Genomic DNA, 15286 nt, shown 5'->3' on the forward strand with positions numbered 1-15286 from the left:
AAAATTACGGGCGAGGGCCATGGAAGGTTTTACAATAATTGACGGGGTAGTTGCCCTGATCATCGTTATATCGGGTCTGCTGGCCTATTCCCGTGGCCTGTTGCGGGAAATTCTCGCGATCGCGGGATGGGTTGCGGCGGCAGTTTTGGCATTCATTTTCGCACCACAGGCTGTTCCACTGGTCAAAGAAATCCCCGTTGTCGGAGATTTCCTGCGCGACAGTTGTGAATTGTCGGTTATCACCGGGTTCGCTGGCGTGTTTGCCATTGCCCTGATCGTGGTTAGTATATTCACCCCACTGTTCTCATCTCTTGTGCAACGGTCTGCACTGGGCGGCTTGGATCAGGCACTTGGGTTTTTCTTTGGAATCGCGCGCGGCATCCTTTTGGTGGCGATTGCCTTCTTCGTCTATGACACAGTCATGACGGGCCAATCCTACACCATCGTCGATGAAAGCCGGTCAGCCAAAGTGTTCGAACAATTCAGCGACAAAATCGAAGAGCAAAACCCCGAAGCCGCGCTGGGGTGGGTAACATCCCAATATGAAGAACTGGTAGCCAGCTGTGGTGAAAGCGCCGATCCATCCGACGCACCTGCCGCCCCTGAAGCACCTGCAGCGGAATAAAGCAAAAGCCCGGTCAAAGCCGGGCTTTTTCAATTCGACTTAGACAAACCCTTCTCCGGCGCAAACGGTGCATCTGATGTTTTTCAGCCCAAAGCACCCTTCGCAACGGGACATGACGGGCTTGCCAAAAATGTCCCGACTTTTGATCACTTCACCTGCGCCTCCGCAAATCTGACAGGGTGCGCGCCCCATTCCACGGCATCGGTGGCACCGGCGTTTTACCGGTTCTTGCTTTTTCTGACCTTGATTGTTTTGCCACATGTCTGAAATCCGCTTGGCTTGAAGAAACTATTGTTTCGGATTGTTTCCTCTATGACAGCACAAGCTGCGAAACCTGTCACCTTTTGTTCGGCCATTGTGGCAAATTCCACCTGCGTCAAATCGCAAATGTGATCCTTTGATGACACAGCCTCCGTAAGGCTTTATGTGAAGTCCGAACTGACATGGAATCGGAGCTGCCGATCTTGCTGTATCTGTTTTCTTTCGCGCCTGCCGCTTGCGACCAGGGCGCGTCTGCATCCCAAGATCTATGGGAAGTATCAGGCAAAGACACCGCCATGCTGATGTTCCGAACACCGCCACAACTTAAATCGTCATAGTAATTTGGAGCCCGTACATGTGTGGGATTTTGGGGATCGCAAGCAGAACACATGATGTGTTTGCGGAAATCTATGACGGGCTTTTGATGCTACAGCACCGGGGTCAGGATGCATCGGGTATCGTCACTTATACCGGAGAGTTCTTCCGCGAAAAGAAAGCCAACGGGCTGGTCAAGGATGTGTTTAACGCTCAGGACGCCGATACCCTGCTTGGAAAGGTCGGCATTGGCCATGTGCGCTATCCGACTGCCGGGTCGCTCAGCGCGGCCGAGGCGCAGCCGTTCTTCGTGAATGCCCCGTATGGCATCTACCTGGTTCATAACGGCAATATCACCAACACTGCCGCACAGCGTGAGAAGGTCACCGGAAAATACAGCCGCCACCTGCGCACAACGTCAGATTCGGAAATTCTGCTGAACGTTCTGGCGGACAAGGTTGCTGACGCAATCAAGGTCAATGGCAACGCCGAGCCCATTCGGAATATCTTTGCCGGTGTGAAGATGACGATGGAACGGGTACAGGGCGCCTATTCGGTGATCTGCCTGATAGCAGGTGTCGGAATGCTGGCCTTCCGCGACCCGCACGGAATTCGCCCGCTCTCGGTGGCCATCCGCGAAACCGAAAGCGGTGGCGACGACTTTGCGTTTGCCTCGGAAGATGTGGCCTTTGGCATCAACGGCTTCAACAAGATGCGCGACCTGCGCCCTGGCGAAGCGATCCTGATCGACCTGGACGGCAACATGCACGAATTCCAGGCGGTCGAAGGCAAGCTGACACCCTGTATCTTTGAATATGTCTATCTCGCGCGTCCGGATTCTCTGTTGGACGGCGTCTCTGTCTATAAAACGCAGATGCGTATGGGGCAGACGCTGGCCAAACAGATCCAGGAATCAGGGCTTGAGATTGATCGGATCATCCCGGTCCCAGACAGCGCCCGCCCCGTCGCGCTTGAGGCGGCCAAGATCACCGGCATCCCCTATCGCGAAGGACTGGTAAAGAACCGCTATGTCGGACGAACGTTCATCATGCCCGGTCAGGCCGAACGTCAGAAATCCGTGCGCCGCAAACTGAATGCGGTTCCGCTAGAGTTTGACGGCCACAATGTTCTGTTGATCGACGATTCCATCGTCCGCGGGAACACGATCAAGAAGATTGTGCAAATGTGCCGCGAGGCTGGAGCCAAGAAGGTCTACATTGCCAGCGCCTCACCGCCGGTGAAATACCCGAATGTCTATGGCATCGACATGCCCACCAAACATGAGCTGATTGCCCATGGCAAAGAGGTCGAGGAAATCCGGCAGGAGCTGGGTGCAGACGCCCTGATCTATCAGCATCTGGACGATCTGATCTGGGCCGCCAAGGAAGGAAATCCAGAAATCGAAGCGTTCGACTGTTCGTGTTTTGACGGAAAATATATCACCGGAAGCGTCAGCAAAGACTATCTGGATACGCTCGAGAGCAGTTCACGCGTTAGTAAGAAACGTGAAGACATGCAGGTGCCCGGCGGATCCTGGAACGCGGCCAAGCTGGCTTCGGGATAAGTTCCCGGCGAATCGGTAGCTCTCTGCCCGGTTCAAGCCGGGCGGTTTCCGACTGCATCGGTGTAAATTCGCTTAGTTTCCGCGCACAACTTTTTGGCGAAGGAAATGCAATCGCAATGGGTTCACCGACTGCCTTTTGAAAGTGACGGAACGGACAATTCACCGGACCTTTTGTTCCCTTGTTGCGTTTGATAGTCCGCCTCCAACCACTCATCAAAAGGGGTTGGGGCCGTGTGCCGCAGCCGCACTCTATGTCAAACAAAACCGTCACAAGCGCGGCCACGCAACAGGGCGCGCTTAGCAAAAACTCTGTCACCCTGCTTGGGGTGTTTGGGCCAAAAGCCGATATGCGCGCGCTGATGCGGATGTCTTCTGGCCGGGTCAAAGAGGTCAAGCTGGGCAGCCGTGTGTCTTCAGGTACTATTGTGGCCATTGATGCCGAGGGCATCATGCTGCGACAAAGCGGTCAGACGACGCGCATAGCGATCCCGGGCAGCTAATCCTGTCTTGACGCGCTGCGCGCTTGGGTTCAAACCGCAGTCATGACCGATCAGACTAAAATCGCCCTCATCACCGGGGCCTCACGCGGGCTGGGCGCTGCCCTGGCCGAGGCGCTGGCACCAGAGTACCACATCGTCGCTGTCGCCCGCACCACCGGCGGGTTGGAAGAACTGGACGACCGCATCAAAGTAAAGGGCGGTTCAGCCACCCTGGCTCCGATGGATATTGCAGATCCGAATGCGATGGCGACACTGTGTCGTGGCATCCATGATCGCTGGGGCAAGGTGGACCTGTGGCTGCATACTGCGGTTCACACTTCGGCCCTGACGCCGACCCATTTCATTGACCCCAAGGAATGGACCAAAGCCATCAACACCAACGCAACCGCCACGTCGGTCCTGATCCCCTATGTTACGCCTTTGCTGGGTGAGGCCGGCCATGCGGTATTTTTCGATGATCCGAAGGCGGGCGAGAAATTCTATGGCATCTACGGTGCCACCAAGGCGGCGCAGATGGCTCTGGCCCGTAGCTGGGCGCTGGAAACTGAGCGCACCGGGCCGCGTGTGAGCATCGTGGAACCGGCTGCCATGCCTACTGCCGTGCGTGCCCGGTTTCATCCCGGTGAGGATCGGGATGGGTTGACCAGCACCGCAGATGAAGCGGCGCGCATTCTGGCTCTGTTATAGGAATGGCCCATTGGGCCATGCCTCCGGCGGAGGTATTTTTAGCCAGATGAAGCCGGCGGATTACGCGATGTGAACACCGTTTCTTCCGGCCAGATCGACGAAGAATTGCCATGCCACACGGCCCGAGCGCGCGCCACGTGTGGCTTGCCATTCGATCGCTTCGGCGCGCAGGGTGTTTGCGTCGACCGAGACGCCGTAAGAAGCACAATAGCGGTCGATCATGGCAAGGTATTCGTCCTGATCGCAAGGATGGAAACCCAGCCATAGCCCGAACCGGTCCGACAGTGAGACCTTCTCTTCTACGGCCTCAGACGGGTTGATGGCGCTGGAACGTTCATTTTCGATCATATCCCGCGGCATCAGGTGGCGGCGGTTTGAGGTGGCGTAGAAGACCACATTTTCCGGGCGACCTTCGATGCCACCGTCCAGCACTGCCTTGAGCGATTTGTAGTGCTGATCATCGTGGCTGAAGGACAGGTCATCACAGTACAGGATGAACCGATGCGGCGCTGCACGTAGATGGTTCAGCAGACGCGCGACCGAGCCCATATCCTCGCGCTGCAGCTCAACCAGTTTCAGATCAGGATGTTCGTTCTGCAGGGTGCCGTGGACCGCTTTGACAAGGCTGGATTTGCCCATACCACGCGCGCCCCAGAGCAGCGCATTGTTGGCCTTAAATCCAGCGGCAAAGCGGCGTGTATTGTCCAATAGTGTATCGCGAGACCGGTTGATACCCACCAAGAGATCCAAATCGACCCGATTGACCTGCTTAACCGGTTCCAGGCGGTCGGGTTCGACATGCCAGACAAAAGCCGGAGCTGCGGCAAAATCGGGCGCGGCCAGAGGCGCCGGGGCAATGCGATCCAGCGCGTCGGCAATACGGTTCAGAGCTTGGTCATCCATTGGGGCCTCCGGTCGTGTCTGCAGGGTCTCAAACCATGTTCCGCCCGGCGCGACAAGAGCGGCGCATGAAAAAGGCGCGCCGGGCTGGGCGCGCCTGTTCATTGCTTGATCGCAGCTTTATTTGCCGTCTTCTTCGTGGATGATATCGGCATCCGCCTCTTCTTCGTCGTCATAGTATCCTTCTGCGCGCAACTCGGCCTCGCGCTTTCTCTCAACTCGGGCGACAAGAAAAATCGACACCTCATAGAGGCCATAGACCACGACAAACAGGATGATCTGAGTGATCACGTCTGGCGGTGTCACAAGGGCAGCAAGCACCAGAATACCTACCATGGCGTATTTTCGGACACTGCCCAAACCCTCGGCGCTGACAAGTCCGGCCTTACCCATCAAGGTCAGCAGCACAGGCAGTTGGAAACACAGACCAAAGGCAAGGATGAATTTCAGCGTGATATCCAGCGATTCATTCACCTTGCCGAAGAACGTGATCTTCACGCCCTCGGTGGTTTCGGGCACAACCACGATCTCTTCTGGAACATCTCCGGTAGTCGCCGACAACAGATTGGCGAAAATCGAACTGACATCCGCAAAGCCCAAAAAGAACTGCATGGCCAGCGGCGTTACCACGAATTGTGCAAATGATGCCCCAAGCAGGAACATGAACGGCGAGGCGACCAGGAATGGCAGGAAAGCGCCCTTCTCAGACCTGTACAGACCGGGCGCCACAAAGCGCCAGAGTTGATAGGAGATCACCGGGAAGGCCAGCGCAAACCCAAACACCATCGAAATTCGAAACAGCGTAAACAGATATTCCTGTGGCGAGGTATATTGCAAAGTCGGAGAAGGATCGCCCAGATCGCGCAGCGTTGCCTCGATTGGTTGGACCAGGAATTGCAGGATCGGTTCCGCGACCGTAAAGGCCAGGACAATGCCTATTACAAAGGCAATGACCGCGCGGATTAGCCGGGTGCGCAGTTCCGCCAGATGCTCGATCAATGGGGCCGAGCTGTCTTCGATCTCGTCTGTGTCGGTCATGATTTGCCTTCGGTTTTCAGCGCGGCTTCGGCCTCTTCAGCCTTGGCCATCGCTTCGGCGGCTTCTCTCGCCTTACGCTCAGCCGCAGCACGTGCGGTCGAGGCCTGAATCTTCTTGGCCTGTTCGGCCCGTTCGGCGGCCAGCTTACCGGTCTCGCTATCGGGGTCAAACTTGGTGGGGTCGATACTTTTGGCCAGGTCCTGCGCGGCTTCTTTCACACCATCCATGGCGCTGCCTACAGGGTTAGTGGCCGCGTTGAGACCTTTTTTGATGTCATTTACACCGGCCTGATCCGCCGCATCGTTCATGGCACTGCTGAATTCGCGCGCCATGCCACGGGCCTTGCCGACAAAACGACCGACATTACGGAACAAAACCGGCAGATCCTTTGGCCCCACAACGATCAGGGCAACGACGCCGATGACCAGAAGCTCGGTCCAGCCCAGATCAAACATACCGGATCAGACCTTGTCTTTGTCGGTCTCGGGCGTGACGTCCTTGGCCAGCTCGGATGCGTCCTGATCCAGTTCCTCTGCGCCTTCTTTGACGCCCTTCTTGAATGACGTAATGCCTTTGCCCACTTCGCCCATCAACGAGCTGATTTTGCCACGGCCGAATAGCACCAGAACCACAACTGCGATCAGCAGAATGCCGGGAAGGCCAATATTGTTGAGCATCTCTCTTCTCCTATAACATCGGCGCCGTACGCCGGAAATGTGATCTGGGTCCGTGTCTACGCCCGCTGGCCCGCCTGCAAAAGTGAGTTGGTTCAAATCTGCGTTCAAATTTGATCCGATCCGATGTTTTTTACGGCCTCAGATTGATCAACTGACAGGTTTGTGTCAGTTGGTAGGGGCTAGGTAGGCGGTATCGAAACCTGGTCAACGGAGATTCACATGACCCATGTTGCAGAAATCGTCACCTTCACCCTCGCCAACGGGACAACCCCGGAAGAGTTTGTAAAACTCAGCCAAGCGTCCGAAGCCTTTGTACGCGCAGCTCCGGGGTTTGCCCATCGTCAACTCAGTCAAGGCCAAGACGGGCGCTGGACTGACTACGTGATCTGGACCGATATGAAGGCCGCACAGGACGCAGCTGCGCAGTTCCCGCAGCAGGGTTTTGCGCCCGCACTGATCGCAGCGATCAACCCCGAAGGCATGCAGATGCGCCACGAGAACGTGCTATGGAACATGACCGCATAACCCCGGTCAGAGCGGCGTGTCATGCGCCGTACTGATCGTCTGTTCGACATTATCCAGATCCTGCGCGACGGCAAACTGCACCGTGCGCAGGACATTGCGGATCGACTCGAGGTGTCGGTCCGCACGATCTATCGCGACATGGATACGTTGGCCGCCTCGGGCGTTCCGGTCGAAGGTGAGCGCGGCGTGGGTTATATGGTGCGTGAGCAGATCACCCTGCCCCCGCTGAATTTGACCCCGGCCGAACTGGAAGCGCTGAACCTTGGCATGGCAATCGTGGCCGAGGCCGCCGACCCCGACTTGAAAACCGCCGCCGAGTCTTTGGCTGAAAAGATCGACGCCGTGCTGCCGACCCAGGTGATTTCCGAGGCTGACAGCTGGAAATTTGCGGTATACCCCTTTGCCGATGCCGCACGCGGGCTGGCGCATATGGCCCCGATCCGCGCCGCCATCAAATCACGACAAAAATTACGTCTGAGTTACCGCAGGATCGACGGCGTGCTGACCGAGCGCACCATTCGGCCATTGCATATGGAGTATTGGGGACGAGTCTGGACGCTGACTTCCTGGTGTGAACTCCGCGATGGTTTCCGGGTCTTCCGAATTGACCTGATCGAAACCGTCCTTCCCCTGCCCGAGATTTTTGCAGACGAGCCGGGAAAGCGTCTAAGCGATTACGACCCATACGCTTAACCCTGCCGTCATCGGGTTGGGATTATCCCTGCCAGCGGCATGGCCCTGACGGGGCCATTCTTATCATTTCAGATAGGGCTCTGGATCTACAGATTCGAAGCCTTTGCGCACTTCGAAATGGACATAGGCGTTGTCCCCGCTCCGCAGCGAGGCAATCTTCTGCCCTCGTCGCACGCGATCCCCTTTCTTGACCGTGATATCTGCCACATTGGCATAGACGGTCAGCAGATCACTGTTGTGTTTAACAACGATGATCGGAACCTGATCTGCATCAGCAGTGATCGCCGCAACAGTTCCCGCCTCTGCCGCCATTACAGGCGATCCTGCGGCCGCTGCGATGTCGATCCCCTCGTTCTTTCCCTTTTGATAGGTGCGGATAATCGTACCGTTCACAGGAAGCCCAAGCGCCGAATTGCTTTGGTTTGTTGGTGCCTCGGCGGTCACATCAGGCGCCGGAGTGGCCGGGGAAATGGTTTCGTCAGGCAAGGGCTGCGTAGCACTGGGCGGCGTCGGTGTCGGAGACCCCTGGCCGGGCTGTGTCACATTCGTTGCAGGCACAGCAGCTTTGCGCGGTGCGGGTTGGCTTTTCACCGGGATCAGAAGGAACTGGCCTTCGCGGACGGTAAAATCGGAATCCAATCCATTCCAGTCTGACAGCGCCTCAACGGGAACGTCATAGAGGCGTGAAATTGTAAATGCCGTTTCACCACGTTTCACCTTGTGGCGGATCGGTTCGGGACCGGTTGGTGCCGGTGCCGCCGCAGGTTTTGCGGGTTCAAGCGTTGATGTACGGACCGAGCCATTTGCGGGGACTTCGTCGATTGCCGTACCAGCTATCGTCGCAATATCGACAGAGCTTGCGGAACCGACCGTCTGGGGCAGTGCCACAACTTCGCCCTCGCGCAAGGAATCGGTAGGCATTAGACCATTGAAACGCGCCAGCTCTCCTTCAGGCAAACCAACCCTTGCGGCTAAGTCTCTGACAGTGTCACCGCGGCGAGCAATCGCCACTTGATAGGTCGGATATGTGATGACACCCCTGGCATCCGGTGCGGGCCGGTTGGTCGTCGCCGACTGTGCTGCTTCGGCGGTGGAAAAACCGCCTACCTGTCCGCGAAGATCATAGTCCAGCGGCCCTTCGCACCCAGCCAGGATTGCAAGGCTAGCCACTCCTAACGCACAGCGGCGCATTGCTGATTTGGAAACTGCTCTCATTTTATTGTCCTCGACACCTGCCCCTGTTCATCGGGGTTCCGGCGCATTTTGCAGAATATTCCTTTAAGCTCCATCCTTCCCAAGCCCTTCTAACAAGGGCACAAAACGGACAGGCAACAATTCGTCATAGTCCAAACCGGATTCGGTGCGTCGGACCCTGATCAACGTCTGGACCGTATCCGACTGCCCCACCGGCAAAACCATGATACCGCCGATTTTGAGCTGCGCCAAGAGCGGCCCGGGCGGGTCCTCTGCAGCTGCAGTCACGATGATACGATCAAACGGGGCTTGCTCGGGCAGACCAAACGAACCATCCGACAACATTGCCGTCACATTCGTCAGCCCCAAATCACGGAACAACTGGCCGGTTTCGCGCACAAGTCGCTTATGGCGCTCGACCGTGTATACCCGGCGTGCCAGTTTCGACAGGATCGCGGCCTGATAGCCCGATCCGGTCCCGATCTCGAGCACGGTATCACGCGGACGTACTTCCAGCGCCTGCGTCATCAGCCCAACGACAGACGGTTGGCTGATCGTCTGGCCGCACGCAATCGGCAGCGGCGTATCCTCATAGGCGCGTTCTGCAAACAGGCCTTTGACAAATCTGCCGCGATCTATCTGCTCCATTGCTGCCAGCACACGTGCATCCGTCACCCCGCGCGAACGCAGGGCAAACAGGAACTGCATGGTTGTTTCAGGGTCCAGTCCGCTCATTCGATCGACTTCAACGCTTCCAACGCGTCATGCGCCGTCAGATCCGCACGCATTGGTGTGACCGAGATATAGCCTGCCAGATTGACGGCAGCATCCGTCCCAGGTGCAGTCGGATTGTGTTGATACCCGCCCTTGATCCACAGAAACCGCCGCCCCGAAGGTGAGCTGTGCGGCTCGACCGAGAAATGTGTGTCACGCCGATAACCCTGAGGGGCGATCCGGGTGCCCAGTACTTCATCCGCAGGCACTGGGGGGAAATTGACGTTGTAAAACAAACGGTAATCGCCTTGTTCCGTCGGCGTCGCATCCAGAATCTTGCGCACCAGATCGGCACCGAAATGGGTTGCAGACTCGAACGGGTCATCCAGCCCCAGATTGCGCGGACCGAAATACTGAGACAGTGCAATCGCAGGGATGCCCTGCAGGGCCGCCTCCATCGCGCCCCCGACTGTGCCAGAATACAGCGTATTCTCGGCCGAGTTGTTCCCACGATTCACACCAGATAATACCAGGTCGGGTGGCGCGTCCTTCATCACATCGTGCAAACCAGCCAAGACACAATCAGCTGGTGATCCTTCCGCAGCAAAACGGCGTTCTCCCAGCTTGGCAACCATCATCGGGTGCGTGTAGCTGATGCAATGCCCCACGCCGGATTGCTCGAACGCGGGCGCTACGACCCAGACCTCACCATCCGGTCCGGCCAGATCGGCAGCAATCGCCTCGAGTGCGATAAGCCCCGGCGCATTGATCCCGTCATCATTGGTTAGAAGAATACGCATATGCCCCATCCACCGCAGCGTTTTTTCCTTGATAGACCCAGCCCCGCACTGCGGCAAGCAACCCGCAGGCGCAATCTGAGGCTTTCACGCACCACTTGCGCCTAAACTGCAGTTTTAGACCCTATTTGGGGAATACAAAGCACCGATCGCGGCGAATGGTCAGCCACATGACCCGCCCCGCTTGCGGGACAAACACGTTGGGAACGGTCGCTTTCAAGATTGAATCATCATAGTCCATACGGAATTCAATCAAACTTTCGTTGCCCAGAAAACGCGCCCGTTCGACCACACCACGCGCGGCTACCCCGTCCGTCGGTGTCGGCAGTGGACCTTTGCCATTGCGATCAAAATCCAAACGGACGTGCTGAGGCCGAAATACAATCTCAACATTCGTTCCATCCGGCACACCCGGAGCAAGAAACTGACCAAATGGCGTATCGGCCAAAGCTCCGTTAACTTGCGCGCCTAACACATTTATATCGCTAAAGAATGCAACTGCAGCTTTGTCCGCAGGACGGGTGTAGACGTTGTAAGGCGCACCCTGTTGAACGATTCTGCCACGGCGCATCAGGGCGATCTCATCGGCCATACGCATTGCCTCTTCGGGTTCATGGGTAACCAACAGGACTGCGGCGTCCTCTTCCTTGAGGATCGCCAGAGTTTCGTCCCGAATTCCATCGCGTAACCGGTTATCGAGCCCCGAAAACGGCTCATCCATCAACATGATCCGGGGGCGTGGGGCCAATGCGCGCGCCAGAGCCACCCGCTGTTGCTCACCGCCCGACAAGTGATGTGGAAAGCTGTCTGCGAAACGCATCAGGTCGACTTTGGCCAGCAACTCATCCACGCGTGCGCGTTTTTCATCTTTGCTACCCTTCAGGCCAAAGGCAACATTGTCAGCTACGCTAAGATGCGGGAACAGGGCAAAGTCCTGAAACATCAGGCCAATCTCGCGCCGCTCAGGCGGGACACGGAACACCGTATCGCAGATCAGCTTGCCATCGACATAGATCTGGCCTGTCTCTTGCATCTCGACACCGGCAATCATCCGCAGCGTCGTCGACTTGCCGCACCCTGACGGCCCCAACAGGCATGTCACCTGCCCCGCTTGCACGGTCAGCGAGACGTCATCAACCACCACCCGACCTTCGTACCGGGCGACCAGATTGCGAATTTCCAGACGCGGAGGAGTTGCGTTTACTGTCACCGATGGACCCCGTAGCATTACCCGATCAAATCAATCGGGCTTGGGCGGGGATAGCAACCCCTCCCTTTGGGTGCAAGGGATCAGCAGCAGCCGCCCGTTTCGGCCTGCCCGGTCGCCTCAAATGGGCTTTCACCACCGCAGCCTTCGAAGATGCCGTAATGGGTTGAGAAATCACCGATGAACTCGAAATGCCGTGCAAACCGGGTGTCTTTGAGCATCATCCATGTGTTGCCGCACACCGGAAATACCTTACCCGCGGCGATTGCGTGGTGGTCATCCAGCTCAAACATGTGCGCCGCATTGGGGACAGTGCCCTTATAGATCACGGCCTGACCATAATCTTCGCAAGCGGGTTCCAACGCAGGTAACTTGAACAGACGATAGGTGGCTGACAGGAATTTGAGCGGTGCCACGCGGTCCTCAAGAACCGGATTTTCGATGGTCAAGGGGCGGTGCGTGACTCGACGCGGGTCGCCGAAACCGGCTTTGCGAGACATCGACAGAAAGTCATTCCAGTACAGCGCACCGGACAGACACTCGCCATACAGAACCTCATCCTCGGCCATTGCCTGCGGTACGCGACGATCCGCATAAACGTCCGAGAAATACATCTCTCCGCCGTCCTTAAGCAGGCGATGCGCGCCGCGCAGAACGGCCTCTTTATCGGTGGCCAGGTTGATCACGCAGTTCGAAACGATGATATCGAAAGACCCCGCCTTTAAGTCCAGTTCATCCAGCTTTTCGATGTAGCCGTGATGGAATTCCACGTTGCTTTGGGCATATCCAAAGGTTTCGGCGTGATATTCCTGATGCGCGCGGGCTATATCCAACTGCTCGGGCGTCATATCCACGCCGACCACTCGCCCTCTCTCGCCCACCATGGCAGACAGGGCGTATACATCCCGACCGGCACCACAGCCCAGATCAAGGATCCTCATCCCTTCCAGATCCAGCGGCGCGATCAGCCCGCAGCCGTAATAGCGGGTCAGCACGTCATCATGGACCTTGGCGAGGATCTTTTTCAGATGATCCGGCATATCGTCGGGCGTACAACACGCGTTGGTCTGCAGGTCCGCGCTGCTTTGCAGGACCTCGCCATAATAGTTCTGCACCGATTCATGCTTCATCGCTGTCATCCCCTGATCTGACTGATGTTGAGCTAACCCAGCACCGCGCACCGTGCAATAAAAAGCCGAGCAATCTGACGAAAGGTTGAGCTAGCCCAGCAGCTCAAAATCCAGATCCGCGCGCACCCGGCCGTTCACCTGTATCTCCAAACGATGCGCGCCTGGAACAAGCCTGAACGTCGTCGCATCGCCTTTGAGCTTGTGCTTCTTGCTCAGCGTCAAAACCCCATTCCGCAAGGCGGCCTGTTTCAGTTTGTGAACTTTAGCTGAGGTTTTTCCTCCAGGTCTTTGGAAATGAATGATATAATCAACCAGAACCGGATGATCTGCAGCGCCAGCCAAAGAAACGTCAAACTCAAGCGCCCTGCCAATCCGCGCCTGACCATTTATCATCACTGAGACCTGTATGTCCGCATCAGGGTCATAGCCCAGCATCTTCATCGCGCGCGGATGCCCGGCCTTAATCAGTCCGCGCAGGGTATGAGAGGTCATCCACCGCAGCTCGTCCGTTTCCTGACGCTGTAAACGAGACCAGTCAAGCAGGCGGTCCAGTACCAGATCCGGGTCTTTTTTGGAGATGTCGTTCAAATGGTTGGCCACCGACCGCGTCACATAGCGCGTTTGGTCCTGATGCAGCCGATCCAGCAGAGGCAGCGGATCGGTCAATTCCAGCCCCACCGCCTGCCCCCATGGCAAACGCGGGCGGGTTCCTTCGGACACCAGACGCCGCACGTGATAGCTGTCATGTCCGCACCAATCCTCCAGCCGCTCCATGACGTGTTCGGGGTGACGATTGAGAAAGGGGCGAATGGCCCATTCCATCGAAAACCTCTGCGTCAGTTCAGCCAGCACGTCCAGCGCGAGGTCGGGGTGGTCAAGGCCGACATTCACGACCCAATCCCCCAGCGGCGCAAAGATGAAATCGCCAAAATCGTCGTCGGTCTTGTTCGGATCCAGCGGCGGCGGCAAGGCCCGTAAAAGGGTCGGAGCGACAGTTGGCAGCTCACCCGGAACCTGTTGCTGCAGGCATTCGGCGATCCACGCCATCCGCTCTTTCAACTCAAGCTCGAGAAGGCGTGACATCACCTGCGTTTGAAACGCCTGTGCATCGAACCCTGGATCAGCATCGGCAAAAAGCCCCGCCAGATAACGGGTTTTTTCCGCATTAAACAGCTGATCCTTCAGTGAAAATCCTTGCGCCATGGTCACATCGTCAGATTGGTCGCGCCACCATCCAACAGGATGTTCTGCCCGACGATAAAGCCCGCATGCTGCGAACACAGAAACGCGCAGGTTGCCCCGAACTCCTGCCGCGAGCCATAGCGGCGCGTGGGGATGGTTGCCTCACGCTGCGCGCGTGCCTCGTCAACGGAAATGCCTTGCTGCGCAGCCACACCACCGTCCAGAGAATCCGCTCGATCCGTCGCATGTATCCCCGGCAACAGGTTATTGATTGTCACACCATGCGGCGCGACCTGCCGCGAGGTTCCGGCCACATAGCCGGTCAACCCGGTCCGCGCCGCGTTCGACAGGCCCAGCACTGCAATCGGCGCCCGTACGGATTGCGAGGTGATGTTCACCACCCGGCCCCAGCCCTTATCCATCATGCCGGGCAACAGGGCCTTCATGAAGGCAATCGGGGTCAGCATGTTGGCATCCAACGCCTTGATGAAGTCCTCGCGCTGCCAATCCGACCAAAGGCCCGGAGGCGGACCGCCAGCATTTGTCACAAGAATATCAACGCCCTGCGCGGCAGCAATCACCTGCGCCTGCCCCTCTTCTGAGGTCACATCACACGCAACACTCTGCACTTCGACACCAAATTCCGAGCGCAAACGCGCGGCTTCAGCCTCTAACGCGTCGGCCCCTCGCGCGTTCATCACCAGATTCACACCAGCCGCCGCCAGAGCCTCGGCGCAGCCCAGACCCAAACCTTTACTGCTGGCACAGACCAGCGCGCGCTTTCCACCTATTCCCAGATCCATCTGTTCCTCCCCATCTGTGATTATCCGCATGTCTTGCACCCAGCAGATAGGGAAGACAGATTGATGACAAGGGGTTAGTAGAAGAACTCTTCCCGGACGATCTTGCCATCCGCGACGTGATACAGCGCAACTTCGCGCATATCGAAGCTCTCACCGCTTTCCTTGAACTTGCCCTGCACCTCAAAGATCACGGCAAAACGGTCTTCACCATGCACCATCGGGTCACTGACGTTTCCGCCCGTCACTTCGGTCGAACTCTCCCACCAATCGTGCTTGCCACGGATCGCGTCGCGCCCATGCGCCTCGCGTCCCATACCGGATGCATCGACGGCCTCAACCGAAACGGCATCTGCCGCATACAGCTTATCCAGATTGGCCTTGGCCCGGTTTTCCCGGCATCCCGCCACCAGCTCATCGGCGATTTCTTTCAAATTCATTGATCCTCTCCATTATTTGTTCACTATATGTTCTTAT

General features: G+C 57.2%; 18 protein-coding genes. 6 read left to right on the forward strand and 12 right to left on the reverse strand.

The genetic code is table 11. From position 1 onward, the window contains the following. Window positions 1-19: 19 nt before the first annotated feature. From AC2FH6_RS03300 to AC2FH6_RS03315, 4 genes are all read left to right on the forward strand, one after another. Complete coding sequence (locus AC2FH6_RS03300; protein ID WP_142633482.1) at window positions 20-625, forward strand: CvpA family protein; 606 nt, start codon at window positions 20-22, stop codon at window positions 623-625. Window positions 626-1241: 616 nt separating this feature from the next. Then, the gene (gene purF, locus AC2FH6_RS03305; RefSeq protein WP_281994533.1) at window positions 1242-2765 is read left to right on the forward strand and encodes an amidophosphoribosyltransferase; all 1524 of its coding nucleotides are present in this window, start codon (window positions 1242-1244) and stop codon (window positions 2763-2765) included. A 251-nt stretch (window positions 2766-3016) separates the two neighbouring features. After that, window positions 3017-3265: a hypothetical protein gene (locus tag AC2FH6_RS03310; RefSeq protein WP_496688283.1), complete on the forward strand. Its 249-nt coding sequence runs from the start codon at window positions 3017-3019 to the stop codon at window positions 3263-3265. Window positions 3266-3307: 42 nt separating this feature from the next. Next, window positions 3308-3952 carry an SDR family NAD(P)-dependent oxidoreductase gene (locus tag AC2FH6_RS03315; protein WP_496701166.1) on the forward strand — a complete coding sequence of 215 codons (645 nt, stop codon included), beginning with the start codon at window positions 3308-3310 and terminating at the stop codon, window positions 3950-3952. A 60-nt stretch (window positions 3953-4012) separates the two neighbouring features. Here AC2FH6_RS03315 and AC2FH6_RS03320 read toward each other — a convergent pair whose 3' ends face one another. From AC2FH6_RS03320 to AC2FH6_RS03335, 4 genes are all read right to left on the reverse strand, one after another. Continuing rightward, a complete protein-coding gene (locus AC2FH6_RS03320) occupies window positions 4013-4855 on the reverse strand; it encodes an ATP-binding protein (RefSeq protein ID WP_496701168.1) in 843 nt (280 codons plus the stop codon). Between the two features lie 117 nt (window positions 4856-4972). Further along, window positions 4973-5890, reverse strand: coding sequence for a twin-arginine translocase subunit TatC (tatC, locus tag AC2FH6_RS03325; RefSeq protein ID WP_142633471.1), 918 nt, complete (start codon window positions 5888-5890; stop codon window positions 4973-4975). Further along, on the reverse strand, window positions 5887-6345 hold the full coding sequence (gene tatB / locus AC2FH6_RS03330; RefSeq protein ID WP_496701170.1) for a Sec-independent protein translocase protein TatB: 459 nt from the start codon (window positions 6343-6345) through the stop codon (window positions 5887-5889). Before tatB ends, tatC begins: the two co-directional genes overlap by 4 nt. 6 nt (window positions 6346-6351) lie before the next feature. Further along, entirely contained in the window at window positions 6352-6567 is a 216-nt protein-coding gene (locus tag AC2FH6_RS03335) for a twin-arginine translocase TatA/TatE family subunit (protein WP_142633467.1), read from the reverse strand. 219 nt (window positions 6568-6786) lie between these two features. On the opposite strand from AC2FH6_RS03335, the gene AC2FH6_RS03340 reads away from it, so the two are divergent. Together AC2FH6_RS03340 and AC2FH6_RS03345 are read left to right on the forward strand one after the other, a co-directional pair. Then, complete coding sequence (locus tag AC2FH6_RS03340) at window positions 6787-7092, forward strand: hypothetical protein (RefSeq protein WP_496700470.1); 306 nt, start codon at window positions 6787-6789, stop codon at window positions 7090-7092. Between the two features lie 21 nt (window positions 7093-7113). Continuing rightward, entirely contained in the window at window positions 7114-7785 is a 672-nt protein-coding gene (locus AC2FH6_RS03345; protein ID WP_142633463.1) for a helix-turn-helix transcriptional regulator, read from the forward strand. Between the two features lie 63 nt (window positions 7786-7848). Here AC2FH6_RS03345 and AC2FH6_RS03350 read toward each other — a convergent pair whose 3' ends face one another. The 8 genes from AC2FH6_RS03350 to AC2FH6_RS03385 form a co-directional block, all read right to left on the reverse strand. Continuing rightward, entirely contained in the window at window positions 7849-9000 is a 1152-nt protein-coding gene (locus tag AC2FH6_RS03350) for a peptidoglycan DD-metalloendopeptidase family protein (protein WP_496701172.1), read from the reverse strand. A gap of 63 nt (window positions 9001-9063) precedes the next feature. Next, entirely contained in the window at window positions 9064-9714 is a 651-nt protein-coding gene (locus tag AC2FH6_RS03355) for a protein-L-isoaspartate(D-aspartate) O-methyltransferase (protein WP_142633458.1), read from the reverse strand. Continuing rightward, window positions 9711-10493, reverse strand: a complete 783-nt coding sequence (gene surE / locus AC2FH6_RS03360; RefSeq protein WP_496701174.1) for a 5'/3'-nucleotidase SurE — start codon at window positions 10491-10493, stop codon at window positions 9711-9713. The genes AC2FH6_RS03355 and surE overlap by 4 nt, the downstream gene beginning before the upstream one ends. Before the next feature lie 121 nt (window positions 10494-10614). Next, a complete protein-coding gene (locus AC2FH6_RS03365) occupies window positions 10615-11718 on the reverse strand; it encodes an ABC transporter ATP-binding protein (protein WP_496691139.1) in 1104 nt (367 codons plus the stop codon). 62 nt (window positions 11719-11780) lie between these two features. Continuing rightward, a complete protein-coding gene (locus AC2FH6_RS03370; protein ID WP_496701176.1) occupies window positions 11781-12827 on the reverse strand; it encodes a methyltransferase domain-containing protein in 1047 nt (348 codons plus the stop codon). A 90-nt stretch (window positions 12828-12917) separates the two neighbouring features. Then, window positions 12918-14030, reverse strand: a complete 1113-nt coding sequence (locus AC2FH6_RS03375) for a YhaZ family DNA alkylation repair protein (protein ID WP_496701178.1) — start codon at window positions 14028-14030, stop codon at window positions 12918-12920. Between the two features lie 2 nt (window positions 14031-14032). Next, window positions 14033-14812: an SDR family oxidoreductase gene (locus tag AC2FH6_RS03380; RefSeq protein ID WP_496701513.1), complete on the reverse strand. Its 780-nt coding sequence runs from the start codon at window positions 14810-14812 to the stop codon at window positions 14033-14035. 74 nt (window positions 14813-14886) lie between these two features. Continuing rightward, on the reverse strand, window positions 14887-15249 hold the full coding sequence (locus AC2FH6_RS03385; protein ID WP_142633450.1) for a nuclear transport factor 2 family protein: 363 nt from the start codon (window positions 15247-15249) through the stop codon (window positions 14887-14889). Between the last annotated feature and the right edge of the window lie 37 nt (window positions 15250-15286).

The organism is Ruegeria sp. CDSC045 (genome assembly GCF_059610725.1).